Here is a 17,956-nt window from a genome sequence, read left to right on the forward strand (position 1 = left end):
GCGGCCAGCGCGCGCCGCGCGCGCGGCTGCACCACCAGCGCCAGCGGCAGGGCATGCGGCCCGCGCATCTCGCCAAGGGCAACGATGCGTTCGCCGATCATGCGGGCAAGGTCGGGCTCGATCACCGGCTGGCCGGTGGCGGGATCGACCATGCCCTGCACGATCGCCCCCTCCAGCCCGGCATCGAGCGTCACCACCGGCAGCCGCTGTGTGGGCGAGCAGACCCGCCCGACGATCAGCGGCCCAAGATCGGCGCGCACCAGTTCCACAAGACGGTCGTGATCCAGCGTCTGCTGCACGGCGCGCGAAAGGCTGGCGAAGATCGGCACCAGATGCGCGATCGGAATGTAGTCTTCCAGCAGCGCGCGCAGCAGACGGGTGACTGCGGCAAGGCTCATCGGCTGCGGGGTCACCGTCTCGACCAGACCGGCCGAATGTTCCTTCAGCGCCTCCACCAGCGCACGCACCTGATCGGGGCCAAGCAAGTCCTGCGGCCGCGCCGAAAGCAGCTGGTTGAGGTGCGTGGCGATGACGGTGCCGGGGTCGACGGTAAGGAACCCGTCCGCAGTCGCCTGATCGCGGGCGGCCGGATCGATCCACATGGCCGGACAACCGAAGCTGGGGTCGAAGCAGTTCTCGCCGCGCAGGGCGCTGCCGGGCCGCGCTTCTCCCGCATCGATGGCCAGCACCTTTTCCGCGCGCACCATCGCCCCGCCAAGGTTCACGCCGCCCAGCACGATGCGATATTCGTGCGGCGGCATGTCCAGCGCATCGCGCACGCGGAACTGCGGGACGATGAAGCCGAAGCTCTGGCTCAACTGCTTGCGCACGCCGGTAACCCGGCTGACCAGCGGGGCTCCGCGCCGCTCGTCCACCAGCTGGACCAGGCCATAGCCCAGTTCGATGGTGACAAGGGTGTGGTCGGACACGTCCTCCAGCGCGATCTTCGACGGATCGGGCGCGGCCTCGGGCAGTTCTTCCACCACGGGCGCGATGAGCGCGCGGTCGGCGCGCTTCTTGAGGCTGTGCCACAGCCAGAACGCCATTGCCGAGGCGGGCAGGAAGATCGACTGCGGCATCGCCGGGATCACCCCGATCGCCGCCAGCACCACGCCCACCGGCAACCACGTGCCGGGCGAGGCGAACTGGCCGCCGATCTGCCCGGCAAGGCCCCGGCTGTCGGACACGCGGGTGACGATGATGGCCGCCGCGATCGACAGCAGCAGTGCGGGCACCTGCGCCACCAGCGCATCGCCGATGGCCAGAGTGATGTAGGTCTGCGCGGCCTCGCTGGCGGACAGCCCGTGGCTGATCATACCAAGGCAGAACCCCGCCACGATGTTGACGCCCAGAATCAGCAGGGCGGCGATGGCATCGCCCTTCACGAACTTGGACGAACCGTCCATCGATCCGTAGAAGTCCGCCTCTGTCGCCACTTCGCGGCGGCGGGCCTTGGCTTCGTCGGCGGTCATCAGGCCGGCGGCAAGGTCGGCGTCGATCGCCATCTGCTTGCCCGGCAGCGCATCAAGGGTGAAGCGCGCCGAAACCTCCGAAACGCGCCCCGCGCCCTTGGTGACGACCACCAGATTGATGATCATCAGGATCAGGAACACGAATATCCCGACCGCGAAGTTGCCGCCGATCAGGAAGGCGCCGAAGCTTTCGATGACTTTGCCTGCCGCCGCCTCGCCCTCGTGCCCGTGGACCAGCACGACACGGGTTGACGCGACGTTGAGCGCCAGGCGCAGCAGCGTCGCAAACAGCAGGACAGAAGGGAAGGCAGAGAAATCGAGCGGCTTTTCCGCGTTCATCGCCGCCATCAGCACCGCCACCGACAGCGCGATGTTGAGCACGAACGACACGTCCAGCACGATCGCCGGAACCGGCACGATCATGAGGCAGATGAGGACGAGGATACCGGCCGGAAGCGCCATCGCCCCCGGATTGCTGATACGCGAAAGCAGGTTCACAGGCCCAGCCTCGTCAGCTTGGCGTATGCGGCGCGGACATTCTCGGGAACGGAAGCGCTGGCCCCGCCGAATGCGGAAGCCAGCGTTTCGGACATGGAACGCGCGGCTGGCGGTTGGGGTGCAACCTGTGGCGCGGCGGCCTGCCCCGCGTGAAACTCACGCGCCAGCGGACCGGCCTGCGCGTCCAGCCCGGGGGTCTGGTAGGCAATGCGGGGATCGGCCCAATTGGCCGCTCCGGTCGGAGCCCCCGCGCCTTCCATCGCCCCCTGCACCTTGTCACGGATCAGCGCCATGACCCCGCCGACCGAGCGCGGCGCCCCTCCCGCGAAGAAGATGCCGCGATTGGCGGCGGCCGCCTTGGGCAGCAGCGCGACGGCGCTCTGGGTGGAATCGGCGGCCAGCGCTTCCAGAAACTTGCCCGCCCCGGCAGAGCCGAGGAAATGGGCGAGGTACAGCTCCGAGGCATCGGGCTCGCGCCCCAGCCGTGCGGTCAGGTCGGCGCGGTTGTCGGCGGCAAGGTGCCCGGCCATCAGCGCCGAGACTTGCGGATCGTAACGCATGGCCATGACCTGCGCCCGGCCGGTGGGGGTGGATAGCGCGTCGTTGACCCAGCCCATGCCGTGCGCGGCGCCGTGGCGCCCCAGCGTGGCGGTCCAGGTGCCCGATGTGAACTGATACAGCCCCGCCGCGCTGGACGTGGCGGCGCGGGCCGAGGGGTTGAGGCTGGATTCGATCTTGGCCGGCGCCAGCAGATAATCGAAGTCGACGCCCGTTGCCTGCGCAGCCTTCGCGATCGCGTCGCGCACTTGCGCGCCCGCTGCGGCAAGCGTGCCAAGGCCGCTGACAACTCGTCCGTCGCTCAAGATATTGCTCCCGGCAAAAGAATTACCGGGAACGTTTCAGCAAGAGCCGTGCCAGACGGTGGCTGGGGAAAGGTCAGGCCGGAAAAATCAGGCGCGCGCCATCGCGGCGTAGCCCTTGGGAATGCGGTACAGCTGCGGGCTGCCCGTCAGCGCATTCAGGCGGCGCGAGACGTTGGCGGCGATGATGTTGCGCACCTGCCGGTTGACCTCGTTCAGCCGCCGCGCCGCATCCAGCATGGAACGGCATTCCTCATCCAGCTCCGGCGCGCCGGCGGCGTCGCCAAGAGCATCGATCCTGCCGCACAGACGGTCCTTGTCGCGCGTGGTGCCCACGATCGCATCGAGATCGAGACCGGCAAGCGCCTGCCGCTCCTCTTCCAGAACGGCAAGCATCTGCCGCAGGGTGTCGCGCAGGGCGGAAGAAGAAACGGCGTCAGTCATCAGTGTGCAGTCCTCAGCAGCATACCGGCCGCGATCATGGCGTCGGCGATCTTGGCCGGGACCAATGGATAGTTCCCGGATTCCACCGCCTGGCGGATGAGCGCGACGCGGTCGGTGTCGACCGGGGCCTTGCCGGCCTCGAGCGCTTGTGAAGTCTCGACCGACGGAGTCGCCGAGACGGTCGTGGTGGTCGGCGCCTTCGCGACGACCGTAGTAGTGTCACCGCCCGTCACGCGGGCCAGCCTGCTTTCGATTGCGCCGACGCGCTGCGCAGACCCCACTTCGATTGGTGGCATGTTGCCGCTCCTTGAGATGTCCTGCCCCCCAGAACGGCAAGGGCGGCAGGCTTTTTAGGGCGGCATCGAAATTAGAGCGGCAGAAACTTGCCGGAACGGCGGCAAAGCCCGACCGCAGCCTACGGCAGAGGGACCGAGACGAGCCCCGGCCGCTCGATCCTTGCCCGCATCACATCGCCACGGGCGATGGTGCCGGATACCGGACGCACCTTGATCCAGCCGCCGACGGGGCCGGATTCCATGGCCTCGCCGGGCTGCGATACGGTGAAGCCCTCTCCCGAGACGGCGATCGACACGGCATCGCCGCGCGTCACCGCCACGGGTCCGCCAGCCCCCGCCCCTGCAGCACCCGCGCTTGCGCCCGTGCTGCGGACCGGCACGAAGATGCGCCAGCCGCCCGCATCGCCGCACTGGACGACGACACTGTCCTGCGCAGGCGTGCGCCACGACAGGGCCATGCCGCTGCGGCAGGGCTGAAGGCGCAGGCGCCGGTCGACAGGCGTGACGGCACCGCCCGCCTGCCCCACAGCGGCGCCGGTAAACGCGGCGACCTGCCGGTCTATGGCATCAAGATCTGCGAACTGCGCCGATACGGTTGCAGCCAGCACAAGCAGGCTTACGGACATTCAGGAAGCGACCTCCGGGCTTTGAACGGGTTCACACGCTTACGGAGCAAGTCCCGTGCCATTCGGAGTGTCGTAGGCCAGCGCGGCGCGGGCCGGGCCGATCCCCGGCTCCACGACGATGCGCGCCGCCCGCCCCGCCAGCCCTGCCTCTGCAAGCAGGCGCGCGGCTTCCTGCATCGCGGCTGCGCGCGCGCCCGGTTCCGGGCCGTAGTTCACGGTAATCGTCAGCTGCTGGCGCGGATCGACCGCCTGTTGGCCCAGCCATTCGTCAAGACGCGGGGCATCGGGGGCGGGGTGGTACACCGCCAGCGGTTCCGATTGGGGAGAGGCGCGATGGCCCGAGGCTTGCGGAGCCTCAGGCCGGTCATGCAGGGCAGCGGCGGCCAGCATGAACAGGATCAGCGAAAGATCGGCGAGCGAGGTCTGCCAGCCATAGGCTCCGGCCTTCAACGGCCCTCTCCGGTCGCCTTCGCCCAGGTGTGCGGCAGCGCGCCGGCGACCTGCCGCTCCAGCCATTCCAGCACCCGCTGCCGATCGGCCTCCTCGCGCAGTGCACGGCGCGCGATCATGCGGGCGACCGGCGCAAACAACAGGTTGCCCAGCAGCAGGCCGTATAGCGTGGTCAGCACCGCCATGGAGATTGCGCTGGTAAAGTCCGATGCCGCGCCGGGATCGGCAGGCAGGCGTGTCAGCGAAACCAGCGTTCCGGCAAGCCCGAACACGGGTGAAAGTTCGGCCGCCTGCTCGAACGTGCGGATGGCGCGGCGGCTCTGGCCCATGCGCCGCCGCTTGTGCGCGGCATGCGCGGCCTGCAACGCCTCGATCGAGCGTGAGCCGATAAGCGCATCCGTCACGTCGTCGATCTCGGCATCGCCTACGTGGTGCGGTTCGGCCCGGATAACGCCGTCCTGCTGGATTTCCTGCACCTGCACCGCCAGTTCGGCCCGCGCCCGCTCCGCCCTGAAGCGCGGCCGGAAAAGCGTGCCCGCCGTGCGCAGCGCCGCGCCGGTATCCCCCAGCCCGCAACGCAGAACAGTGGCAAGGCAAGTGCCCCCCACGACGATCAATGCGCCGAGCGGGTCGAACAGGGTGTGGAAGAGCATCCGGAAAAATCCTCCTTTTGAGGACTTAGAACGGCGGAGGATTCAGGATTTCAGGCGGCAACGGGGATTTGCCGCCAACCGGCAAGAGATTGCCGGTTTCACACTCTCGCAGCCAGGGCCGATCGCCGAAAGCGCAGAAATCCGCGCCTGCAACCGTTTGGCACGCCCTTTGCGAAGTATCCGGCAACACAGTTTTCGGGACCATCACATCCATGTCGCAAGACCTATTCGGAATACACGGCAAGGCGCTGGAGCTGCGGTCCCAGCGCATGGGCCTGATCGCGTCCAACATCGCGAACGCCGGTACGCCCGGCTACAAGGCGAAGGATATCGACTTTTCCGTCGCGATCCGTGCTGCCGACGCCAATGGTCAGGGGGGCGCCAGTGTCGACCAGGCCGGCAAGGCCGCCGAATTCTACCGCGTCCCCGTGATGCCTTCGCTTGATGGCAACACCGTGGAACTGCAGAACGAGCAGCTTGCCTTCTCGGAAAACGCGGTCGGCTATTCGGCCACCCTCGATTTCATCCGCGGGCGGGTCGACACCGTCAAGCGCGCCCTGCGCGGCGAATGATGGGGGGCGAATAAACCATGAGCAGCGTCAATTCCGGCCCCATGAACCTCTTCGGCGTTGCCCAGAAGGGCATGTCGGCGCAGCTGGTGCGAATGAACGCGGCGGCCTCGAACCTGGCCAATGCGGGCTCCGTTTCGGCCACCGAGGACGGGGCCTACAAGCCGATCCGCGCCGTCTTCTCCGAGGATCTGGACCGTGCCAGCGGGCTTGCCTCGGTGAAAGTCAGCGGCGTGATCCGCGAAAAGGCCGCCGCCGTGCGCCAGCACAACCCCGATCACCCGCTTGCCGATGCCAACGGCGACGTGTGGACCGCTCCGGTCGATGAGAACGCGGAGATGGTCGAGATGCTCGAAGCCTCGCGCCAGTACCAGAACATGGTCGAGGCCCTTTCCACCGCCAAGCAACTGATGCTCGACACGCTGAGGATGAAATGACCGTCACTTCCGTAAACGCCACTTCGGCCACCTCGGCCGTGAAGGCCAAGAACTCGCTCGCCGATCTCGATTCGGGGGACTTCATCAAGCTGATGACGGCCCAGCTCAAGCAGCAGGACCCGACGAACCCGACCGACAACAACGAGATGCTGGCCCAGATGGCCCAGTTCTCCTCGCTGGCGAGCAGCACCAAGAGCGGCGAGACGCTGCAGTCCATTGCCGACAAGCTGGACAAGGTCGTCTCGGCCCAGAGCGACACGGCCGCCGCCGTCGCCAAGCTTGCCGCTTCTCAGAATCCTTCTGCCTGACCCCTATTCTTTCGGAGATAAACGATGTCCTACTATACCTCGCTCACCGGCCTGAAGAACGCGCAGACCGATCTCAACGTCATCTCGCACAACATCGCCAACGCCGAGACCAACGGCTTCAAGAAGAGCAATACGCAGTTCGCCGACATCATCTCGTCCTCGGTCATCACCGACCCTTCGCTGACCGTGGGCATCGGCTCACGCGTGGCGGAAATTCGCCAGAACTTCGGCGTCGGCGCGATCGAGCAGACCGGCAACGCGCTTGACCTTGCGATCGGCGGCGAAGGCTTCTTCACCACCGCATCGCCGGTCTCGGGCCAGACCACCTACACCCGCAACGGCGCGTTCAGCGTGGACGGCAACGGGTTCATCAAGAATGCCGAGGGCGCGCGCCTTCAGGTATTCCCGAACAGCGGCGGCACCGTGGACACCAGCACGCACCAGGACGCGATGGTTCCGCCGATCAATGCCGCTGGGTCGACGCTGGCAAGCGTGACGATCGACAACGAAGGCCAGGTCGTCGCGTCCTACGACGACGGCACCAGCGCCAATGTCGGCACCGTGGCACTGGCCAACTTCACCGCACCCACCGGGCTCAAGCAGGTGGGCGATTCGAGCTGGAAGGTCACCGGAAAGTCCGGCCCTGCCGCTTACGGCGCGCCCGGTTCCGGTGCGTTCGGCTCTATCAACTCGGGCTCGCTGGAACGGTCCAACGTCGATATCGCCGAGGAACTCGTCGATCTGATCAGCGCGCAGCGGTACTTCCAGGCCAATGCCAAGGCGATCGATACCGCTACGCAGATCTCGCAGACCGTCATCAACCTGCGCACCTGATCGGACTGACGGGAGCTAGGACATGGACCGCCTGATCTACACCGCCGTTTCGGGGATGAACGCTTCGATGAACCGTGAGCGCGTGATCGCCAGCAACATGGCGAACGCGCAGACCATTGGCTTCAAAGCGGAAATTCTGCAGGCAACGCCGACCACGCTGGTCCCTTCCGCTCCCGGAAGCCCGCAGCTGGAAGTGCGTTCGCTGTCCAGCTCCGAAGTCTCGGCGGCGTCGATGAAGGCGGGCGGGCTCAACCGCACCAACTACCCGCTCGACATCGCGATGCAGGGCGATGCGATGCTGGCGGTGCAGGCGATGGACGGGCAGGAAAGCTACACCCGGCGGGGCGATCTTTCGATCACCGTGACCGGCGTGCTGCAGAACGGCGACGGGCTGCCGGTGATCGGGCAGTCCGGGCCGATCACCGTTCCGCCCGGCGCGAAAGTCACCATCGGCCCCGATGGCGGCGTCTTGGCCTCCGATCCCGACACGCCCGACGCTGCGCCACAAGTGCTTGATAAGCTGAAACTTGTCAGCACCGCAGGCACGCAGATCGCCAAGGATGTCGCTGGTCAGTTCCGCGTGCCGAACGGCGGCGTGCTGCCGGTGGACGAGAACGCTCAGGTGATTCCCGGAGCCCTGGAACAGTCCAATGTAAACCCTTCCGAGGTATTGACGGAGATGATCGCAGCGCAGCGGCTTTTCGATATGCGCACCAAGCTGGTGAAGACCGCCGGCGACCTCGACGAAGCCGGAGCGCGGCTGATGCGGCTTGACGGATGATGGCCTGAAAAGGGGCCGAAACGCCCCGAAATGACGGCCTGCACCTGACCGCACTCAAACGGTACACAACGACACCTAGAGGATAGACACCATGCCCAGTTCCGCACTTCAGGTCGCCCGCACCGGGCTTGAGGCTCAGGACACGCGCATGCGCGTTATCGCCAACAACCTGGCGAACGTCTCGACCACCGCCTTCAAGCGCGACCGCGCCAATTTCGAAACGCTGGCCTATCAGGACACGCGCGTCGCGGGCGCGCAGTCGTCGACCGAGACGGCCTATGCCACCGGGCTCAACCTGGGCACCGGCGTCGCCGTCCAGTCGACCACGCGGATGGAGACGCAGGGCTCGCTGCAGACCACCGGCAATTCGCTGGATCTTGCGCTCGACGGCGATGGCTACTTCCAGATCCAGATGCCGGGCGGCCAGCTGGGCTATACCCGCGCGGGCAATTTCAGCCGCACTGCCGAAGGGCAGCTGGTGACGTCGCAGGGCTACCCCGTACAGCCGGGCATCACCGTGCCCGAAGGCGCGACGTCGATCACGATTTCCGCCGACGGCACCGTTTCAGCCACGCTGCAGGGCCAGGCCGAGCCGACCGAGCTGGGGCAGATCACCATCGCCAGCTTCACCAACCCCGTGGCGCTGCAGGCCGCCAGCGACAACTTCATGCTGGAAACCGCGGGCAGCGGCCCCGCGCAGATCGGTCCGGCGGGCGAACAGGGCCGCGGCCATATCCGTCAGGGCATGCTCGAAGCGTCCAACGTCAACGTCGTCGAGGAACTGGTCGACATGATCGAGACGCAGCGCGCCTACGAGATCAATTCCAAGATGATCTCTGCCGTGGACGAGATGCTGCGCAACGCCAACCAGACGCTGTAACGATGCGCCTTCGCGCTGCCCCCACGCTGAAAGGAAGAGCACCGCTGATGCTGCGCCTGTCGAAGCATGTCCGCCCCAAGCTGCGGCTGGCGGCAGGGACGGCGGCGATCGCGATGCTGTCCGTCTCGCCGGTTCCGGCCCTCGCCAAGAAGGAACCCAAGCCTTCCGGCTTCGAGCCCACCCTGCCCGTCGTCGCACCCGTGGCGCCGGTTGCCGCGAGCGGTTCGATCTTCGCCGCATCGGGCGGATACGCCGCGCTTTATCAGGGCACCCGCGCCGCGCGCGTGGGCGATCCGCTTACGATCCTGCTGGTGGAAAGCACCACCGCGTCCAAGGCCGTCAGTTCCAAGAGCGGCAAGTCCGGTTCGCTGGGCGTCCAGCCGCCGACCAAGGGGCTGATCTCCAAGCTGCTGGACGCCGAAGCGCTTAAGGCGGGATCGAACTCCAGCTTCACCGGACAAGGCAGCGCGGCGCAGACGTCCTCGCTCAACAGCACGCTGTCGGTGACGATCGCCGAAGTACGCCCGAACGGCACCGCGCTGGTGCGGGGGGAAAAGAAGATGCTGATCAGCCAGGGCGACGAATGGGTGCGCTTTTCCGGCATCGTGCGGCTGGTGGACATCGATCAGGAAAACCAGATCGCCTCCGACCGCGTGGCCGATGCGCGCATCGAATATACCGGCAAGGGCGCGCTGCAGCAGGCCAGCAAACAGGGCTGGCTGGGGCGCTTCTTCAACATGATTTCGCCGTTCTGACGATGGCCATGAGACTTACCATGCTCAAATTCCTCGCAACGCTGACGGGCGCTCTGCTGGCAGTTTGCGCGCCCACGCTGGCTCATGCCGAGCGCGTGCGCGATCTGGGCCAGTTCCAGGGCGTGCGCACCAACCAGCTGACCGGCTACGGCGTCGTCGTGGGCCTGCCCGGCACCGGTGACGACAATCTTGAATACGTGACGCAGGCGATGAAGGGCGTGTCGGGCCGCATGGGGCTGACCCTGCCGCCCGGCGTGGCGCCGGGGCTCAAGAACGCCGCCGCCGTCATGATCACGGCCGACCTTCCCGCCTTCGCCAAGCCGGGCCAGCGCATCGACGTGACCGTCTCCACCATCGGCAAGGCCAAGTCGCTGCGCGGCGGCGCTCTGATCCTGACCCCGCTCTACGGCGCGGACGGGCAGATCTACGCGATGGCGCAGGGCAATCTTGCGGTCGGCGGGCTCGACGCATCGGGCAAGGACGGGTCCAAGGTCACCGTCAATATCCCCACCGTGGGCCGCATTGCCGAAGGGGCCAGCGTGGAACGCGCCGTCGCGACCGGCTTCGATGCGGGCGACACCTTGCGCTGGAACCTGTTCAGCGCCGATTTCCTGACCGCCGCGCGCGTGCGCGATGCGATCAACAGCAAAGTGCCCGGCATCGCATCGGTTGAGGACGGCGTGACGTTGGCCCTGCGCATGCCCGGCGACCCGGACAGCCGCGCCAGCATGATGGCCGCGATCGAGATGATCGAGGTATCGCCCGCCGAAACCGCCGCGCGCGTGATCGTCAACAGCCGCACCGGCACCGTCGTCATCAACTCTGCGGTGCGCCTTTCGCCCGCAGCGATCAGCCACGGCAAGCTGACCGTGCGGGTGGAAGAGAACGACCGCGTCTCGCAGCCCGGCCCGTTCAGCAACGGCCGCACGGCGGTGGAGAACCGCTCCAACGTTTCGGTCGAGGAGGAAAACCGCTCGGTCGCGCTGTTCAAAGGCGGCGCCTCGCTGTCCAAGGTGGTCGATGCGCTCAACATGCTGGGCGTGACCCCGTCCGATCTTGTGGCGATCCTCGAAGCGCTCAAGCAGGCGGGCGCGCTGAAAGCCGAGATGGTGGTGATATGAGCACGATCCTCCCCTCCGCGTCAGGCATGACGGTCAAGACCGGGCAGACCGACCGCGAAAAGCTGCATACCGTGGCCAAGCAGTTCGAAGCCGTGTTCCTGCGCCAGATGCTGAGCGCCGCGCGCAAGACCAGCTTCGGCGGAGACGGCGGCGCGGGCGATATATCCGGCGGACAGGCGATGGAAACCTTCCGTCAGCTGCAGGACGAACACTTTGCCGACGCCACGGCCGAAGGCGGCACCATCGGGCTTGCCAAGATGCTGGAAGCGCAGATGGCGCGGTTCGTGCCCGAAACTCCATCCGAAAGCGCGCAAGCCACGGCGGACGGGGAATCCGGCGGCAAATCCGGCGGCACCTCCGGCGACAAGTGATCCCGCGCAGGATTTTCCCGTGATCGCCCTGAAAATCCGCGCTCCGCTGCCGTTCTGACAAGCGAACCCATCAACCCCGCCCGGGCTGAGCCTGACGAAGCCCCGGCGCGCGCAAACGGAACCGCAACGACCCATGGCATCCGACCTTCTCTCGATCGGCAAGTCCGGCGCCCGCGTCGCCCGCGCAGCGCTGGAAGTGACGTCGAACAACATCGCGAACGCATCGAGCGAAGGTTATGTCCGCCGCTCGGTCGCGGTGTCGGAAGTGGCCAACGGGGTCAGCCTCACCACGCCGTCCGCGATCAACCTGTCGGGCGCGCGGATCACCGGGATCGTGCGCAACGCCGATACCTTCCGCCAGGCCGAAGTGCGCCGCACCGGCTCGGATGCCGCGCGCGCCGCCGCCGAAGTGCAGGGGCTTGGAAACGTCGAGGCGGCGCTGGAACAGACCGGCGTCTACGATTCGGTCGTCGCCTTCGAAGGCAGCCTCAAGCAGCTGCTGTCCGATCCCGTCGACGGATCGCTGCGCGCGCAAGTGGTGGAAGATGGCCGCACGATGGCGCAGACCTTCAACACCGCCGCGCAAAGCCTCGATTCGGCCGCCAAGGGCCTGCAGTTCGAAGCGAAGGATGGTGTCGACCAGATCAACACCACGGCGGGCGAACTGGCCCGCGTGAACCTGCGGCTGATGCGCTCCGCCGATTCGTCGAGCGATCAGAGCGCCCTGCTCGACCAGCGCGACATGCTGCTCCAGAAGCTGAGCGGCCAGGCCGATATCACCACCACCATCAATCCCGACAAGACCGTTTCGGTGATGCTTGGCGGGCCGACCGGATCGGCGCTGGTATCGGGCGCGGCCGCCAACACGCTGGCGATGACCACCACTGCCGGTGGCACCCTCAACTTCACCGTCAACAGCCAGGCCGTGACGCTCAGCTCCGGCGCGATCGCGGGCAAGGCGCAGGCGCTGGTGGAACTTGCGGGCGCCCGCACCGCGTTGGACGGGATCGCCGCCAGCATCGCCGATACCATCAACACCGCACAAGCCTCGGGCGTGGACCTGCAGGGCAATGCGGGGCAGCCGATATTCTCGGGCAATGACGCCGCAAGCCTGAAGATGGTGGCGACGGGCGGCGGCGCAGTGGCCACCGCGCCCGCCGGATCGGCTGCGGGCAGCCGCGACGTCGGCAACCTTACCGCCATGCGCGCGGCCTTCGACGGCGCCGACCCGGCGGGGCAGATGGACACTTTGCTGTTTACCGTCTCCAGCGCCGTCGCCGGCCGCACGGTAACCCGCGACGCGCTCGATTCGATCGCCTCCAGCGCAAAAGTCGCGCTGCAGAGCCAGGCGGGCGTCAATCTCGACGACGAGGCAGTGAACCTCATGCGCTATCAGCAGGCCTATCAGGCTTCGGCGCGCGTCATGCAGGTTGCTTCGGACCTGTTCGATTCCATCCTCGGCATCAGGTAATCGCGCAAATGAGCAGCATCACCACTTCCACCGGCGCCTTCTTCGAAAGGTCGCGCTCGGACATCAAGGGCCTGCGCGCGCAGGCGGAGAGCCTGCAGTCCCAGCTGTCGAGCGGGAACAAGCTGGACCGTTCGTCCGACAATCCGGTGGCCGCATCGCGGCTGCGGGCACTGGCGCGGATGGATTCGCTGGCGCAGATCGACACCGCCAATTCGGAACGGGCCAATGCCGACCTGACCCTGGCGTCAGGCACGATGTCAGACATGGCCGACGCGGTGATCCGGGCGAAGGAACTGGCGACACAGGCGGCATCCTCCACCCTGACCGGCGACCAGCGCAGCGCCATCGCGGCCGAGCTGGACCAGTTGCACAATACCATGCTTGCGCTGTCGAACGCGCGCGATTCCAACGGCCATGCGCTGTTCGGAGGCGAGGCGTCGGGCGACGCCTACCAGCTGGACGCGGCGGGCAAGGCGCAATACGTCGGCACCGCGCAGGTCGATGAACTGCCGCTGGGCGAAGGGCAGCACGTCACCCGTTCGATGACCGGGCCGCAATTCCTGACCTTCACCGGCAAGGACGGCACCGCAACCGACGTGATGGCAACGGTGCAGGCCCTGTCCGATGCGCTCAAAGCCGGTCCGGGGACCACCGCCGCCACCGACGCGCTGACCGACCTTCAGACCGGGCTGGATACCCTGACCACCGCGCAGACCGTGGTGGGCAGCCGACTCAACTGGATTGAACTGACCACCGATCGCCGCACCGACCTTTCCGAACTGCGCTCCACCGAGGAAGCCGGCATCGGCGGCGCGGACCTGGCCACCACGATGACCCGGCTGCAGGAAACGCTTACCGTGCTGGAAGCCAGCCAGGCCAGCTTCACCCGGCTGTCCAGCCTGTCCCTGTTCGACCAGCTGCGCTGATCTGCGGGGGGCTTCGACAAGCTCAACCCGAGGGGGGAGCAGGACGAAGCATCCGAAAGGCAAGGAGAACTACCTCCAAATCCGCTCAGGCTGAGCTTGTCGAAGCCCCCTCGGGCGGCAACCATCCCTATCCACGTTGCCGGAGTACCCCATGTTCGCAATCATCGGCGTCGTCATCCTGCTGGTGATGGTCTTCGGCGGCTTCGCACTGACCGGCGGTGCGCTTGGCCCGGTGCTGGAAGCGATCCCGCACGAAATGCTGATCATCGGCGGCGCGGCGGTGGGCGCGATCGTCACCGGCAATTCGATGCACGAACTCAAGGGCATCGGCGGCGGCTTCGTGAAAGTGTTCAAGGGGCCCAAGCACAACAAGCAGGACCACATCGACGCGATCATCCTGACCGCGCGGCTGATGAAGATGCTGCGCACGGACGGCCCGGTGGCGCTGGAAAGCCACGTCTCCGATCCCAAGTCCTCCGCCATATTCGCGGAATTTCCGCGCCTTCTGGCCAATAACGCGCTGGTCCACGTCATCGCCGATACGCTGACGCTGATCGTCGTCTCTTCCGGCACGCTGGAAGTCCATGCGGTGGAAGACGTGATCGACAACGGCCTCAAGACCCATTTCCACGAAGAACACGAAGCCCAGCACGCGCTGCAGGGGCTGGCCGATGCGCTGCCGGCGCTGGGCATCGTCGCGGCCGTGCTGGGCGTGGTGAAGACGATGGGATCGATCGACAAGCCGCCCTCCGTCCTTGGCGCGATGATCGGTTCGGCGCTGGTCGGCACCTTCATGGGCGTGCTGCTGGCCTACGGCATGGTCGCGCCGATGGCCGGGCGGCTGAAACAGGTGCTGGAACAGGACGAACAGATCTTCCACGCGGTCAAGCAGGTCATCATCGCGTCGCTCCACGGCTGGCCGCAGCCGCTGGTGGTGGAATCGGCCCGTTCCGGCCTTGGCCACGCCTTCCGCCCCAGCCTGTCCGACCTGCTCGACGCGATGCGCGGCAAGTGACGGGGGAACGCCGCCATGGCAAAAAAGCCTGAAGAGCCTGTTCGCCCGATCATCGTCAAGAAGATCACCGTCGTCGCGGGCGGGCACCACGGCGGCGCCTGGAAGGTCGCCTATGCAGACTTCGTGACCGCAATGATGGCCTTCTTCCTGCTGCTGTGGATTCTGGGCGCGACCACTGAAAAACAGCGCAAAGGCATTGCCGACTATTTTTCGCCCACACTGGTGAAGAACCGCAAGTCCGGATCGGGTTCGGGCACCGGGCTGCTGGGCGGCACGTCGCTGACCGCCAAGGACAAGCTGCCCCACCCCGGCGGCAGCGGCAACAAGGCCATCACGATCCCGCGCGACACCACCGGCGGCCCCAAGGAAGGCGCCCGCCGCACGCGCGAAGAAATCGCGAAGAAGCTCAACTCCACCGAACGCCTGCGCAAGCTGGCGCGGCAGGTGCGCATGGTCGACACGACAGAGGGTATCCGCATCGATCTGGTGGACGATGCCAATTTCTCGATGTTCCGCATGGGCACCACCGTGCTGACACCCGAAGCCAGCGACCTGCTCGTCGCGCTCGGCCAGGCGCTTGAGGAAGGCGACGGCGGGCTGACCGTGCGCGGCCATACCGATGCGCTGCCGTACCGGCCGGGAACCGTGGGCAACAACTGGTCGCTGTCCGCCGGCCGCGCCGAAGCCACCCGGCAGGCCCTGATGCGCGACGGCATCGCCGAAGACCGCTTCCGCCGCATCGAAGGCGTGGCCGACCGCGAACTGCTGATCCCCGACGACCCGCACGACCCGCGCAACCGCCGCATCTCGGTAACGGTAATGGATTGAGGCATCGCGTGGCGGCTAAGCTTGCCCAAACGCCCCCCGCACACGCACGTAAGCCATCCATTGCCCCTGCGATGCCCGCGCGCCTGCATTCCCGCCCGCTTGCATCGCCTGCCGCATCACCGCACCCTCCCGCCCAAAGCAGGGAGAGCATCATGCAATTCACCGGCCCCGCCGAAGACCGCGCCGCCATCCGCGAACTGATGGAGACTTACGCGGACGCCGCATCCCGGATCGACAAGGCGCAGTGGCTGGATTGCTGGGCGCCCGACGCCACCTGGACCACCAGTCATGCCGAAGTGCGCGGGCACGAAGCCCTTTCGCGCACCTGGGACGATCTGTTCACACGGATGGACGCGATGATGTTCTTCGCCATGCCCGGCGCGATCCAGGTCGATGGCGATACCGCGAAGGGGCGCTGCCACGTGCGCGAAATCGCCCGGATAGAAGGCAAGGTGATGAAGTTCGCCGCCCGTTACGACGACGAGTTCATCCGCCACGACGGTCGCTGGCGCTTTGCCCGCCGCACTTATGCAATGAACATCGCCGAATAACGCCCCCTTGCCGCGCGACCGGCGCGTGATTAGGAACGCCTGCGTCGAAGCGCTCTACCTTGAGCCTTTCGGCAAAAGATCGCGCCGGTGCCCCGCAAGGGGCTTAATAGGGAACACGGTGAGAATGCCTTTTCCATCAGGGAACGGGCATCCGAATCCGGGGCTGTCCCTGCAACTGTAAGTGGCGAGCGCGATGCATAGGCCGGTGCCCCAAGGGTGGACACCGGCAGCCACTGGGCCGGACGCTGCGACATGCGAGGCCACGGGAAGGCCATGCATCAAGCGATGACCCACGAGCCAGGAGACCTGCCTGCGTCCGGTCGCTCTTGCCCTGGCCCAGGGGGTGGCCGCGGCACGGTATCGTCCGTCTGAGCGACGCAACGTGCGGCGGGGGCCGCATCGGTGCAGGATCGCCGGGCGCTGGCCGCGTCCGTCCGGCGGCCCCTGCGCCGACCGCGCAGGGCTGCGCGGCACGCCCCCGTCAGGTCGCCGACGCAAGACGGATCACAGTGCCGATGTCGCTCGCGCGCAATTCTTCCCACACGCCCCTCAGGAGCCGGATATCCGTGCTCCTCGCCCTTCTCGTCCTCGCCAATCTTGCCGTGTGGGGCTGGGCCTTCAGCCTGTTCCACGCCAGTCCGGTGATGCTGGGCACCGCGCTTCTCGCCTGGAGCCTGGGCCTGCGCCATGCAGTCGACGCCGATCACATCGCGGCGATCGACAACGTCACCCGCAAGCTGATGCAGGACGGACAGCGGCCGATCACCGTGGGCCTGTGGTTTGCGCTGGGCCATTCCGCCATCGTCCTCATCGCCGCGACCACGATAGCGCTGGCGGCCGGCACTCTGGACGATTTCGAGGCGTTCGGCCGATCGGGCGGGGTAATCGCGACGATCATTTCCGCGACCTTCCTCTTCGTCATCGCGATCATGAACCTCGCCATCCTGCGCGGGGTGTGGCAGCGCTTCGTCGATGTGCGGCGCGGCGGTACTTATGTGGAGGAAGACCTCGACATGCTGCTGGCCGGACGCGGGCTGATCGCGCGCATCCTGCGGCCGGTGTTCAGGCTGGTGCGCCACGCCTGGCACATGGCGCCGCTGGGCTTCCTGTTCGGCCTGGGCTTCGACACCGCCACTGAAGTCGCCATCCTGGGCCTTTCGGGCGCCCATGCGGCGGACGGGGTATCGCTGGGCGCGGTGCTGGTGTTCCCGGTGCTGTTCGCGGCGGGCATGGCGCTGGTCGACACCGCCGACGGCGTGATCATGCTGGGCGCCTACGAATGGGCCTTCGTGAAGCCGATCCGCAAGCTCTACTACAACATCGTCATCACCGCGATCTCGGCGCTGGTGGCGCTGGTGATCGGCTCGATCCAGACCGCCGCGCTGCTGTCCGAAAAGTTCGGGCTGGAAGGCGGCGTATGGTCCGGCGCGGCCGCGCTGTCGGAGCATTTCAACACGCTCGGCTTCCTGATCATCGGCCTGTTCGTGGCCTGCTGGCTGGTCAGCTGGGCGATCTGGCGCTGGGGCGGGCTGGACGCGATCGAGGTGCGGGCCGAATGATAAAAAGCCCGGCGGCCATGGGGAACCGCCGGGCTTCCGGGCCTTCCGGGGTAGGAAGGCTCTATGCTGCTGTCGTCAGTCTCTTAGCGCAGCAGCGAGAGGACGTTCTGCTGGCTCTGGTTGGCCTGAGCGAGCATCGCGGTGGATGCCTGGCTGAGGATCTGTGCCTTGGCCATCGCGGTGGTTTCGGCCGAATAGTCGGCGTCCTCGATGCGGCTGCGGGCGTCGGACAGGTTGGTCGTGGTGTTGGT

At 66.8% G+C, this 17,956-nt stretch carries 23 protein-coding genes and 1 riboswitch; of the genes, 15 read left to right on the forward strand and 8 right to left on the reverse strand.

Annotated features, from left to right (window positions below; translation table 11 throughout):
• From A8V01_RS22430 to A8V01_RS22460, 7 genes are all read right to left on the reverse strand, one after another.
• Positions 1-1,934: flagellar biosynthesis protein FlhA (locus A8V01_RS22430; protein WP_425437354.1), on the reverse strand; the 1,934-nt coding region annotated here is incomplete at its 3' end.
• 32 nt (positions 1,935-1,966) lie between these two features.
• Positions 1,967-2,833, reverse strand: a complete 867-nt coding sequence (locus A8V01_RS22435; RefSeq protein WP_245892777.1) for a transglycosylase SLT domain-containing protein — start codon at positions 2,831-2,833, stop codon at positions 1,967-1,969.
• An 87-nt stretch (positions 2,834-2,920) separates the two neighbouring features.
• A complete protein-coding gene (locus tag A8V01_RS22440) occupies positions 2,921-3,274 on the reverse strand; it encodes a flagellar protein FlgN (RefSeq protein ID WP_245892778.1) in 354 nt (117 codons plus the stop codon).
• On the reverse strand, positions 3,274-3,570 hold the full coding sequence (locus A8V01_RS22445) for a flagellar biosynthesis anti-sigma factor FlgM (RefSeq protein WP_103098499.1): 297 nt from the start codon (positions 3,568-3,570) through the stop codon (positions 3,274-3,276). Before A8V01_RS22445 ends, A8V01_RS22440 begins: the two co-directional genes overlap by 1 nt.
• A gap of 119 nt (positions 3,571-3,689) precedes the next feature.
• Positions 3,690-4,196, reverse strand: a complete 507-nt coding sequence (locus A8V01_RS22450; protein WP_103098500.1) for a flagella basal body P-ring formation protein FlgA — start codon at positions 4,194-4,196, stop codon at positions 3,690-3,692.
• Positions 4,197-4,235: 39 nt separating this feature from the next.
• The gene (locus tag A8V01_RS22455) at positions 4,236-4,646 is read right to left on the reverse strand and encodes a hypothetical protein (protein ID WP_103098501.1); all 411 of its coding nucleotides are present in this window, start codon (positions 4,644-4,646) and stop codon (positions 4,236-4,238) included.
• Positions 4,643-5,299, reverse strand: a complete 657-nt coding sequence (locus A8V01_RS22460; protein ID WP_103098502.1) for a MotA/TolQ/ExbB proton channel family protein — start codon at positions 5,297-5,299, stop codon at positions 4,643-4,645. The genes A8V01_RS22455 and A8V01_RS22460 overlap by 4 nt, the downstream gene beginning before the upstream one ends.
• A 212-nt stretch (positions 5,300-5,511) precedes the next feature.
• On the opposite strand from A8V01_RS22460, the gene flgB reads away from it, so the two are divergent.
• The 15 genes from flgB (at position 5,512) to A8V01_RS22535 (ending at position 17,705) form a co-directional block, all read left to right on the forward strand.
• Positions 5,512-5,871, forward strand: coding sequence for a flagellar basal body rod protein FlgB (flgB, locus tag A8V01_RS22465; protein ID WP_103098503.1), 360 nt, complete (start codon positions 5,512-5,514; stop codon positions 5,869-5,871).
• Positions 5,872-5,888: 17 nt separating this feature from the next.
• On the forward strand, positions 5,889-6,305 hold the full coding sequence (flgC, locus tag A8V01_RS22470) for a flagellar basal body rod protein FlgC (protein ID WP_103098504.1): 417 nt from the start codon (positions 5,889-5,891) through the stop codon (positions 6,303-6,305).
• Positions 6,302-6,613 carry a flagellar hook assembly protein FlgD gene (locus tag A8V01_RS22475; RefSeq protein WP_103098505.1) on the forward strand — a complete coding sequence of 104 codons (312 nt, stop codon included), beginning with the start codon at positions 6,302-6,304 and terminating at the stop codon, positions 6,611-6,613. The genes flgC and A8V01_RS22475 overlap by 4 nt, the downstream gene beginning before the upstream one ends.
• Positions 6,614-6,637: 24 nt before the next feature.
• Entirely contained in the window at positions 6,638-7,447 is an 810-nt protein-coding gene (locus tag A8V01_RS22480) for a flagellar hook-basal body protein (protein WP_103098506.1), read from the forward strand.
• Between the two features lie 22 nt (positions 7,448-7,469).
• Entirely contained in the window at positions 7,470-8,228 is a 759-nt protein-coding gene (locus tag A8V01_RS22485) for a flagellar basal body rod protein FlgF (protein ID WP_103098507.1), read from the forward strand.
• A gap of 91 nt (positions 8,229-8,319) precedes the next feature.
• A complete protein-coding gene (gene flgG, locus A8V01_RS22490; protein WP_103098508.1) occupies positions 8,320-9,108 on the forward strand; it encodes a flagellar basal-body rod protein FlgG in 789 nt (262 codons plus the stop codon).
• A gap of 47 nt (positions 9,109-9,155) precedes the next feature.
• Positions 9,156-9,863, forward strand: coding sequence for a flagellar basal body L-ring protein FlgH (locus A8V01_RS22495; protein WP_103098509.1), 708 nt, complete (start codon positions 9,156-9,158; stop codon positions 9,861-9,863).
• Between the two features lie 20 nt (positions 9,864-9,883).
• The gene (locus A8V01_RS22500) at positions 9,884-10,984 is read left to right on the forward strand and encodes a flagellar basal body P-ring protein FlgI (RefSeq protein WP_103098519.1); all 1,101 of its coding nucleotides are present in this window, start codon (positions 9,884-9,886) and stop codon (positions 10,982-10,984) included.
• Positions 10,981-11,355, forward strand: a complete 375-nt coding sequence (locus A8V01_RS22505; RefSeq protein ID WP_103098510.1) for a rod-binding protein — start codon at positions 10,981-10,983, stop codon at positions 11,353-11,355. The genes A8V01_RS22500 and A8V01_RS22505 overlap by 4 nt, the downstream gene beginning before the upstream one ends.
• Before the next feature lie 133 nt (positions 11,356-11,488).
• Positions 11,489-12,826, forward strand: a complete 1,338-nt coding sequence (gene flgK, locus A8V01_RS22510) for a flagellar hook-associated protein FlgK (protein ID WP_103098511.1) — start codon at positions 11,489-11,491, stop codon at positions 12,824-12,826.
• An 8-nt stretch (positions 12,827-12,834) separates the two neighbouring features.
• Complete coding sequence (locus A8V01_RS22515; RefSeq protein WP_103098512.1) at positions 12,835-13,752, forward strand: flagellin N-terminal helical domain-containing protein; 918 nt, start codon at positions 12,835-12,837, stop codon at positions 13,750-13,752.
• Positions 13,753-13,903: 151 nt separating this feature from the next.
• A complete protein-coding gene (gene motA / locus A8V01_RS22520) occupies positions 13,904-14,767 on the forward strand; it encodes a flagellar motor stator protein MotA (protein WP_103098513.1) in 864 nt (287 codons plus the stop codon).
• Positions 14,768-14,782: 15 nt separating this feature from the next.
• Positions 14,783-15,595, forward strand: coding sequence for a flagellar motor protein MotB (locus tag A8V01_RS22525; RefSeq protein WP_103098514.1), 813 nt, complete (start codon positions 14,783-14,785; stop codon positions 15,593-15,595).
• A 152-nt stretch (positions 15,596-15,747) separates the two neighbouring features.
• The gene (locus tag A8V01_RS22530) at positions 15,748-16,146 is read left to right on the forward strand and encodes a nuclear transport factor 2 family protein (protein WP_170066033.1); all 399 of its coding nucleotides are present in this window, start codon (positions 15,748-15,750) and stop codon (positions 16,144-16,146) included.
• Between the two features lie 68 nt (positions 16,147-16,214).
• Positions 16,215-16,474, forward strand: a riboswitch (cobalamin riboswitch).
• Positions 16,475-16,661: 187 nt separating this feature from the next.
• Complete coding sequence (locus A8V01_RS22535) at positions 16,662-17,705, forward strand: HoxN/HupN/NixA family nickel/cobalt transporter (RefSeq protein WP_103098516.1); 1,044 nt, start codon at positions 16,662-16,664, stop codon at positions 17,703-17,705.
• Between the two features lie 83 nt (positions 17,706-17,788).
• Here the strand turns inward: A8V01_RS22535 and A8V01_RS22540 are convergent.
• Positions 17,789-17,956 (reverse strand): flagellin (locus A8V01_RS22540; RefSeq protein WP_281256519.1); only part of this gene is annotated, 168 nt, incomplete at its 5' end.

The sequence above is a fragment of the Novosphingobium guangzhouense genome (assembly GCF_002896965.1).
In the GTDB taxonomy this organism is placed as follows: domain Bacteria; phylum Pseudomonadota; class Alphaproteobacteria; order Sphingomonadales; family Sphingomonadaceae; genus Novosphingobium; species Novosphingobium guangzhouense.